Below are 9,058 nucleotides of genomic sequence, written 5' to 3' on the forward strand. Positions count from 1 at the left end.
CAACAGGTCATAGGGCATGCCAGATAGGTTGATGAATTGTGAAAAGACAATCGCGCCGAGCAGGACGATAAAGATCGTCGCTGTCGTGGTAGTCGCATCCACAAGGCAATCGCGCCATTCAGAGAGCGCGCGCATGTGCCCGCGCAAAATGGCAATCACAGCCGCTCCGAAAGATCCAATGCCTGCCGCTTCGGTTGCGGTAAATGCGCCGGAATAAATACCGCCCAGAACGATAAGAAAAAGCACAAGAACTGGCATCGTTCCTCGAATGGCCTCTTTGCGCCGTGCAGGCTCAAGCGGCGGGGCTGGCGGCGCGGCCAATGGATCACGGCGCACAACCGCGCCCACCACAATGAGGAACAAAGCGATCAGCAGCAGGCCCGGCAAAATACCCGCAATAAAGAGCAGTCCGATGTCTTGCTCTGCGATAATTCCGTAAATCACAAGCGGCACTGAAGGGGGGATCATAATGCCAAGTGTGCCGCCCGCTGCGATTGTGCCCGTGGCAAGGCTGTTGGAGTAGTTGTATTTGCGCATAGACGGCATGGCGACCTTTGCCATGGTTGCCGCAGTCGCCAGTGTGGAGCCGCAAACCGCCGAAAAACCACCCGCCGCGAGCACCGTCGCAAGCGCGAGACCACCGCGGAACCGCCCCAGACCGGCATAGGCCGCATCATAGAGGTCCTGACTGATACGCGCATGAACGATCAAGACGCCCATAAGTATAAAGAGCGGGATAACGCTGAGGTTATAGTTCATGCTGTCATGGAAAACCTGCTGGCCAACCATCGAGAGCGATGCCTCCCAGCCGCGTTCAAGCGTGAAGCCGATGAAACCGACGATCAAAGTGGCAAAGCCCACGCGAAATCCGAGAAAACAGAGCGCCAATAGGGCGGCAAATCCGATGAGTGCAGTGGTCATGCCGCATCCTCCAGATGGGGCATGCGCGCGCTTGGGCCAACGATCAGCCCTAGGACTTGGCTGACAACGCTGAGCGCCGCGAGAACCGCAACCGTTCCAGTGATCCACGCCAAGGGCCATTCCAGAACAATGGTGGTCGCGCCAACATGTGCGGCTTCAACGGCCTGTTCCCAAAGCACATAAGCAATCAAGCTCATGGCGAAGATGGAAAACCCCTGCACGACCATATCGTAAAAACGCGGGGCAAGGGCGCGCACTCTGCTGTCGAACAGCTCAACAACAATGTGTTTGTCTTTGGCATTCGCTAGGCCCAACCCAAGGAAAATCACCAACGCCAATAGGGTTGAGATCATCTCGGACGCACCAAACACAGGTGCGCCCAAAACATATCGTCCAATGACATCGACAAAGGTCAGAAGCATCATCGCGGCCAGAACGATGCTGCTCAGCACCTCTAACGCACGGATAATTCCGCTGAGTAGTTTTGCAATCATGATGCGTCCTCCCCCAATGCCAGCCTTATTTCGCAAGCTCGGCCTTGTAGAAATCAAGCGCAGCTGCGCTGTCGATCCCAGCCTCGCCCGCAGCCTTGAGCCAGTCTTCTGTTACAAAGCCAGAGGCTTTGATAAGGGCGTTTTCAAACGCAGGATCGGCCTGCACGACATCGATGCCTGCATCGGCATAGGCCGCTTGTGCGCCTGCCGCCGCCTTGTCCCAACGCGCGCCGAATGCAGCGCCCAAAATGTCGCCAGAAACGCTCATGATTGCGGCTTGATCCTCTGCAGAGATTTCCGCCCATTTGTCTTGATTGATGAACACAGAGAAGGATGTGGAATAGAGCGCCTTATCAAATACGGTCACGGATTTGGTGTAAGGCATCAATTGGAACGCTTGCACCGCTTGTGGATCAAGCCCGAGATGACCATCCACAACGCCGCGCGAGATGATTTCGTTCGATTTCACCGCAGGGCTAGACACAACGCCCGACCCGAGCTTTTTAGTGATTGCCGCAAGCGGTCCGGGCAAGGCCCAGATTTTGCGAGAGGCCAAATCATCGATAGAGTTAATCGGCATGTCGGTCTGACTGTAAAGCTCACCGGGCGAAATCACGAATTGGGACAGCAACTCCACGGTCTCAAATTCATCGGCAAAAAATTTCCGGTTTGTCGCCCAGAGCGCACGGCTCATTTTTTCCGCGTTGCGAAGGCCAGTGAAGGGTTGCATTGCCACCAGCGGGCCTTTCACGCGGTTTTGGATCAGCCCGTTAAATTGAACCGCAACATCCACGATGCCCTTATCGACAGAGGCCAATTGCTCTGGTGGCGGCGCCACTGATTTCGGCGGGATGTTCCCAACGACGCGCCCGTCCGTGACACGTTTCACTTCATCCAGCCAATGGGGCAACACTTCGCTGCAGGCAAAATGGCTGGATGGCCAAAAGCAGTTGACCAGAATACGGGTCTTCGCTTGAGCCATGCTTGCGGTCATGGTCAGCGCGAGGGCTGACAAAACGAGTTTGGTTTTCATCTTTTTCTCCCAGTGCCAGAGTGTCTGGCGTTGTGACATTCACCGCGCGCAGACATGCTCCTCCAGCCGCGCGGTCAATTTCAGTCGCAAAGGCAGCGCGGTCGTTCCGAGCCTCCTTTGCGAAATGTTCGAGAACACCATCTGCGTCTGATTCCATTGCGTGATGGCGTTCTTGACGGATGATGATGAGATTTATTATATCAGTCCAATATCCTATCATCACACTAGTATAAGATTTTGATATGTTCATTGATCCGAGGCATCTAGAACAGCTCGCCGTCATCGTTGAGGCTGGAACGCTTCAAAAGGCGGCAACGCAGATTGGAACGTCCCAACCTGCGCTGAGCCGCATGTTGAGCAATCTAGAGGCGCGGATCGGCACCCCGTTGTTTGAACGCAGCACAAGGCCGCTCATGCCGACGCCAACGGGGTTAGAGCTGGCGCAGCAGGGGCGCTCGATCCGTGCGGCGCGTCTGCGCGCTGCTGAAGTTGTGGATCTCGGCGCTCGTGGTTTTTTTGGTGTGCTGAAACTGGGCGCGCCACCGTTCTTGTGTAAAAACCTGATGTCCGAAGCAATCGCCAGCTTTCTCACAGAGCGCAGCACTGTTCGGATCGATCTTTTCCCTGATTATGAGGTTGGATTGATGGAGCGCTTGTATCTCAATCAATTGGATGTGGTCGTAGGTCCGGCAAAATTCGTGGACCCGATGATAACCGACCTAACTCTAGAACCGCTTTTCAAAGACAAGAACGTCATCGTCGGTCGACAAGATCATCCGCTCTTAAAGCAAAGCAGCTTTAATGTGGACGACTATAGGGCCGCAATTTGGGTCGGGCATACGGATCGCAGCACATTGCGCGCGGATATGGAGGACAGTCTCAAGCTGATTGGCATTCCAAATCCGATTGTTGCCTGCCAAAGCGAGTCCGCAGAAGCGGTGCTGCAATTGATCCGAGAAACCGACTTTCTCACAGTGCTCCCGCAATATGCGATCAAACCGGACGGGTCGGACGGGCTGGCGCAGGCGACCATCAATTTACCCACTCAAGATTATGAGGTCAGCGCGATCACCGTGGCAGATCGGAAAGAGACGACGCTCATCTCCGATTTTAAAGAGCATCTTAAGACGCAAAGTTTGACCCGTTACCTGTCCGGCGGGCTCGGGGCAGGGGCAAACTAGCGGCGCTTGCGCCCGAAGAGATGCCAGAAAGCTGAAATCGCCAGTGGTGTTATGGGAAATCATGGGCGGCATGGGAAATCATGGCCCAAACCCGTCTATTTTTGTCCAAAACGACCTGTAGCGCGAAAGACTCACTCAGGATTCACGCAATTGGAGATGATTTACACCGCGATTCAGGTGTGATTCGTAGGGTGAGAGGCTGAAAATCTTGCAACGAATGGGGCAAATACGGGCGCGCGGCCAAAAAAATGGGAAAATATGGGACGAATTTGGGAAATTATGGACGCCCTATATCTAGTGCTGGATCGGCTTGTTCTCGCTATTTGTGGAAAATGTTCCCGTCATGTTCTTGCTAAATGTTGTTTTTGAACGAAGTTGAACACAACATTTAGAAACGTCTACCCAATATTTCCTATTGATTACCATGAATTCCCATCGTATCCCTAATGACAGAAGATGAAGACGGGTAAGACAAAGGGGCGCCAAACGACCCCAGCTTAATAAAAATCCCAAGTCAGGTTTCATACAGGCACTCGCCTTTATCTTCTTTACGAGATCCGGCGCGCGAGCGAGCAGACATCCCCCCAGGTGGCGCGCGCGATCGGACACTCCCGGAGACGGGACGTCGGCGGATCAAGCAGTGGCAGCAGCTTGATCCGCCTTTAATTTTTTTAGGGCCCCGAAAATTCGAAATCGGGACACCTGAGCAGGCAAAAGGGACGAATTGGCGTGTCACGCAGATTCAGAGGCGAAAGCCACCATAAGGTGGATACAAAGGGGCGGGTCTCGATTCCGGCCTCCTTTCGTCGTGTGATCGAAGCGGCTGACCCTAATTGGACCGAAGGCCTCGCACCTGAACTGGTCATCGTCTACGGCGATCACCGCCGCAATTATCTAGAGTGCTATACAATGGAAGCCATTGAAGAGGTCGACGCAAAAATCGACGCGCTTCCCCGTGGCTCTATGCAGCGTAAAATGCTGCAGCGCATGTTCCACGGTCAGTCCTTTCCGACAACAATCGACGAAACGGGCCGTTTGGTTTTGCCGGCAAAGCTGCGCTCCAAGATTGACCTCGAAAAAGAAGCCTTCTTTATCGCTGCGGGTGACACCTTCCAAATTTGGAAGACGGAAACCTATGAGGCCGAAGAATTGGCGCGCACCGAGGAGTGGCTTGAAGAGCTGCCTGAGGATTTTGATCCCCTGGAATTCCTTGATACGGCCCCCGCGGCCAGTGCGGTGGAATAATCCATGGAACAGGCTGCCACATCTGCTCCTCACATTCCTGTCCTTCTTAGTCCTATTCTTAAGGCCGCGGACCCGATTTCGGGTCGCTGGCTTGATGGCACCTTTGGCGCAGGCGGTTATACGCGCGCGATTTTGGATGCCGGTGCAGATAGTGTGATTGCTGTGGATCGTGACCCTCTTGCCTTCGATATGGCGGCGAGCTGGGCAGGGCAGTACGGCGAACGTCTCATCCAACAACGCGGCGTTTTTTCCGACATGGCGGAATTTGCCGAGGGGTTGGATGGGGTCGTTCTCGATTTGGGTGTCTCGTCGATGCAATTGGACCGCGCAGAGCGTGGGTTTTCCTTTATGCGTGATGGGCCGCTCGACATGCGTATGGGCCAGGAGGGTCAAAGCGCCGCGGACATCGTGAACGAATATAGCGCAGAAGAGATCGCTGAAATTCTCTATAATTACGGCGAAGAACGTGCATCGCGCCGTATCGCGCGCGCAATTCTTGAACTGCGCGAAGAAACGCCCATCACCACCACATTGCAGCTCGCAGGGCTTATCGAAAAATGCCTGCCGCGCAAAAAACCGGGTCAAAGCCATCCCGCGACGCGCAGTTTCCAAGCGCTTCGCATCGCGGTGAATGACGAATACGGCGAACTTTACCGTGGTCTTCAGGCGGCTGAGCAAGTGCTTGCGCCGGGTGGGTTGCTGGCTATCGTGACCTTCCATTCCGTGGAAGACCGCATGGCGAAACGTTTCTTGCAATCGCGCGCGGGAACAACAGGCAACGCCAACCGTTTCGCTCCCGAATTACAGACCGAAAAGCCTGCTTTTGAATTGCTGAGCCGCAAAGCGATCTCAGCCAGCGAAGAAGAACTGGAAGCGAACACACGTGCGCGCTCCGCCAGATTGCGCCTCGCACGTCGCACCGATGCCCCCGCAGGCGGGATCGATGCGAAATCCCTTGGTATGCCCATGCTGAGAAAGGACCGTTAAATGCGTTCATTGTTATATGTAATCACCGCTCTCGCTGTTATCGGACTGGCCTTTTGGGCCTACCGCGAAAATTACCAAACGCAGGCTGAAATTGCCCGCGTCGAAAAAATCAACCGCCAGATTGGCAATGCCCGCGACCGTCTGACGGTTCTTCGCGCTGAATGGGCTTATCTCAACCGCCCTGATCGTCTGCGCGACTTGGCGGATGTGAATTTTGAACGCTTGGGCCTCTTGCCTTTGCGCCCTGATCAATTCGGCAAGGTCGATCAAATCGCCTTTCCGCCACAGCCCGAACTTGAACTCGTGATCACCAATCCGGTGGACGTTTCGGGGCTGAACCAAGGCGAAGAAGCCGTAACGCGCGGTGACGGAACGTTCCCATGATCCGCACGCCTCTTCGTCCTCTTGCCCGAATTTTAGAAGCACGCGCCAGCGGTGAAAACCCTGACGCGATCGAACGTGAAAACCTGCGCATTCGTCACGAACAGATGCGCGACAGCGCGCGCGGTCGCGCCGAAGGGCGTTTGTTAATCCTCTCCGTGATGTTCTTTTGCGCCTTTGGCGTCATCGGCGCGCGCATGGGCGTGTTGGCGGCGACAGAGCCAGCCGAGCCACGCGCGGCCAGCGCAGGGGCGAGCATCCAAGCAACCCGCGCAGATATCACAGATCGCTACGGGCGCATCTTGGCGACGAACTTCGAAACCTATTCGCTCTATGCGCAGCCGCATCAGATGATCGACAAGGAACGCGTCGCAGCCGAGCTGAGCGCAATCTTCCCCGATCTCGATCACGCACGCCTGATCAAGGACTTTACGGGCAGCCGTAAGTTCATGTGGATCAAGAAAAAACTCAGCCCTGAGCAAAAACAGGCGGTGCATGACATCGGCGATCCCGGTCTGTTGTTCGGGCCACGCGAAATGCGCCTTTATCCAAACGGCAAACTCGCGGCACACATCATGGGCGGCGCAAGTTTTGGCCGCGAAGGTGTGCATGCGGCCGAAGTGATTGGCGTCGCAGGTGTTGAAAAATATTTTGACGAAGAACTTCGTGATCCCGCACGGGGCGGCAAACCTCTTGCGCTTTCAATCGATCTAACGGTCCAAGCCGCCGCCGAACGCGTTCTGCATGGTGGCATGCAATTGATGAACGCCAAGGGCGCGGCCTCTGTTCTCATGGATGTGCACACGGGCGAGATTATTTCGATTGTCAGCCTGCCGGATTTCGATCCCAACGCGCGGCCCAGCCCGCTGGTCGAAGGGGATGCCTCAGACAGCCCACTGTTCAACCGCGCCGTGCAAGGCGTGTACGAACTTGGCTCGGCCTATAAAATCTTTACCGCCGCGCAAGCGATGGACCTCAACCTTGTTAATCAGAACACCATTATCGACACGGGCAAGGCGCTTCGCGTTGGAGGGTTCAACATCGGTGAATTCCAGAAAAAGAACTATGGCAAGCTCAGCGTTGCCGACATTATCGTCAAAAGTTCCAACCGCGGCACCGGCCGCATGGCGCTGCAAATCGGTGTGAAACGTCAAAAAGAGTTCATGAAAACAATGGGTTTCATGGATTACACCCCACTTGAAATCGTCGAAGCCACGGGCGGTAAACCGCTCTACCCAGAGCGTTGGACTGACCTCAGTGCGGTGACGATTTCTTATGGACATGGCATTTCCAACTCACCGCTGCATTTGGCGGCGGGCTATGCTGCCCTTGCCAATGGCGGGCGCTACATCAAACCGACAATCGTCAAACGCGAAGGCCTGCCAGAAGGCGTACGTGTGATGGGTGAAGATACGGCTGCCTATGCGCGCTCAATGCTGCGCAAGGTTGTGACAGAGGGCACCGCCAGCTTTGGCGAAGTGCAAGGCTATGCTGTGGGCGGCAAGACAGGCACGGCGGATAAACCAAAGCCGCGCGGCGGATACTACAAGGACAAAGTGATCGCGACATTCGCATCGCTCTTTCCGGCCCATGATCCCCGTTACGTCTTGGTCGTGACACTGGATGAGCCTATCGAAACCTCGGGCAAAAAGCCGCGCCGCACGGCCGGTTGGACCGCTGTTCCGGTAGCGGCAGAGATGATTGGACGCGTTGCACCGCTCTTGGGACTAAGACCAGAGATTGAACCAGGTGAATTGGCTGGTATAACGCTCACATCGAATTAAAGGGTGCGCGGCCTCGCGCGCTACAAGATGTAGGGGCAGGCCATGGCGGCATCTAAGACATTACAACAGCTCGGGCTGACCGCAGCGGATGGCAGCAACCCCGATGTTTACGGGCTCGCAGTGGACAGCCGCGAAGTCAAACGCGGCTATCTCTTTGCCGCGCTTCCGGGCAGCAAGGTCCACGGCGGCGAGTTCATTCAATATGCTTTGCGCATGGGGGCAGGGGCGATCCTGACCGATGCGGTTGGCGTTGAAATCGCTGCTGATGAATTGGCCAAGTCCGATGCCTCTGTCATTGTCACCGACGATCCGCGCGGCGCTTTGGCCTTTGCGTCTGCGCTTTGGTTTGGCGGGCAGCCAAAGGTTATGACAGCCGTGACAGGTACCAATGGCAAAACCTCTGTCAGCACCTTCGTGCGTCAAATCTGGAACCTGCTTGATCTAGAGGCTGTGAATCTGGGCACAACGGGAGTTGAGGGCAGTTTTCATCTCCCGCTCGCCCACACAACACCAGAACCCATCACGCTCCACAGCGCCCTTGCCACGCTCGCCCACGAGGGTATCACCCATGCAGCGATGGAGGCATCCTCCCACGGGCTCGATCAACGCCGCATGGACGGTGTGCATCTGGCTGCGGCTGGGTTTACGAATTTCACCCAAGATCACTTGGACTACCACGGCACGTTTGAGGCCTATTTCGAGGCCAAAATGGGCCTCTTCACCCGTGTGTTGACCGATGATGGCGTTGCGGTTGTGAACCTTGATGATCCCAAAGGCGCTGAAGTCGCAATGATCGCGCAGGCCAATGGTCATGAACTTATTGGTGTCGGCAAAGACCCAGAGGCTGACCTCTGCCTGCTCGGCCAGCGCTTCGATGGCACGGGGCAAGACCTGCTGTTCAAATGGCATGACCGCCCGTTCCAAGCGCGGCTTAACCTTATAGGTGGCTTCCAAGCCGAAAACGTCCTGCTCGCCGCTGGCCTTGTGATTGCCTGCGGCGAAGACCCCGCGCGCGTCTTTGACACGCTTGGC

Annotated in this window: 9 protein-coding genes; 6 read left to right on the plus strand and 3 right to left on the minus strand. The window is 55.7% G+C overall.

All coding sequences use genetic code 11. The features are described from left to right. From ABJQ89_RS14205 to ABJQ89_RS14215, 3 genes are all read right to left on the minus strand, one after another. Positions 1-921 (minus strand): TRAP transporter large permease subunit (locus ABJQ89_RS14205; RefSeq protein WP_348496844.1); only part of this gene is annotated, 921 nt, incomplete at its 3' end. Beyond that, positions 918-1,415 (minus strand): TRAP transporter small permease, encoded by a 498-nt coding sequence (locus tag ABJQ89_RS14210; RefSeq protein ID WP_348496845.1) that lies wholly within the window; start codon positions 1,413-1,415, stop codon positions 918-920. The genes ABJQ89_RS14205 and ABJQ89_RS14210, both read right to left, overlap by 4 nt. A gap of 25 nt (positions 1,416-1,440) precedes the next feature. Next, positions 1,441-2,448 (minus strand): hypothetical protein, encoded by a 1,008-nt coding sequence (locus ABJQ89_RS14215; RefSeq protein ID WP_348496846.1) that lies wholly within the window; start codon positions 2,446-2,448, stop codon positions 1,441-1,443. A 242-nt stretch (positions 2,449-2,690) separates the two neighbouring features. On the opposite strand from ABJQ89_RS14215, the gene ABJQ89_RS14220 reads away from it, so the two are divergent. The 6 genes from ABJQ89_RS14220 to ABJQ89_RS14245 form a co-directional block, all read left to right on the plus strand. Beyond that, positions 2,691-3,629 carry a LysR family transcriptional regulator gene (locus ABJQ89_RS14220; RefSeq protein WP_348496847.1) on the plus strand — a complete coding sequence of 313 codons (939 nt, stop codon included), beginning with the start codon at positions 2,691-2,693 and terminating at the stop codon, positions 3,627-3,629. A 729-nt stretch (positions 3,630-4,358) separates the two neighbouring features. Then, positions 4,359-4,874, plus strand: a complete 516-nt coding sequence (gene mraZ / locus ABJQ89_RS14225; protein ID WP_348496848.1) for a division/cell wall cluster transcriptional repressor MraZ — start codon at positions 4,359-4,361, stop codon at positions 4,872-4,874. 3 nt (positions 4,875-4,877) lie between these two features. Beyond that, positions 4,878-5,861 (plus strand): 16S rRNA (cytosine(1402)-N(4))-methyltransferase RsmH, encoded by a 984-nt coding sequence (rsmH, locus tag ABJQ89_RS14230; RefSeq protein ID WP_348496849.1) that lies wholly within the window; start codon positions 4,878-4,880, stop codon positions 5,859-5,861. After that, complete coding sequence (locus tag ABJQ89_RS14235; RefSeq protein ID WP_348496850.1) at positions 5,862-6,245, plus strand: cell division protein FtsL; 384 nt, start codon at positions 5,862-5,864, stop codon at positions 6,243-6,245. Further along, positions 6,242-8,026: a penicillin-binding protein 2 gene (locus ABJQ89_RS14240; protein ID WP_348496851.1), complete on the plus strand. Its 1,785-nt coding sequence runs from the start codon at positions 6,242-6,244 to the stop codon at positions 8,024-8,026. Before ABJQ89_RS14235 ends, ABJQ89_RS14240 begins: the two co-directional genes overlap by 4 nt. 42 nt (positions 8,027-8,068) lie before the next feature. Then, a partial coding sequence (locus tag ABJQ89_RS14245) for a Mur ligase family protein (protein ID WP_348496852.1) occupies positions 8,069-9,058 on the plus strand: 990 nt, incomplete at its 3' end.

Source organism: Planktotalea sp., assembly GCF_039984035.1.
GTDB lineage: Bacteria > Pseudomonadota > Alphaproteobacteria > Rhodobacterales > Rhodobacteraceae > Planktotalea.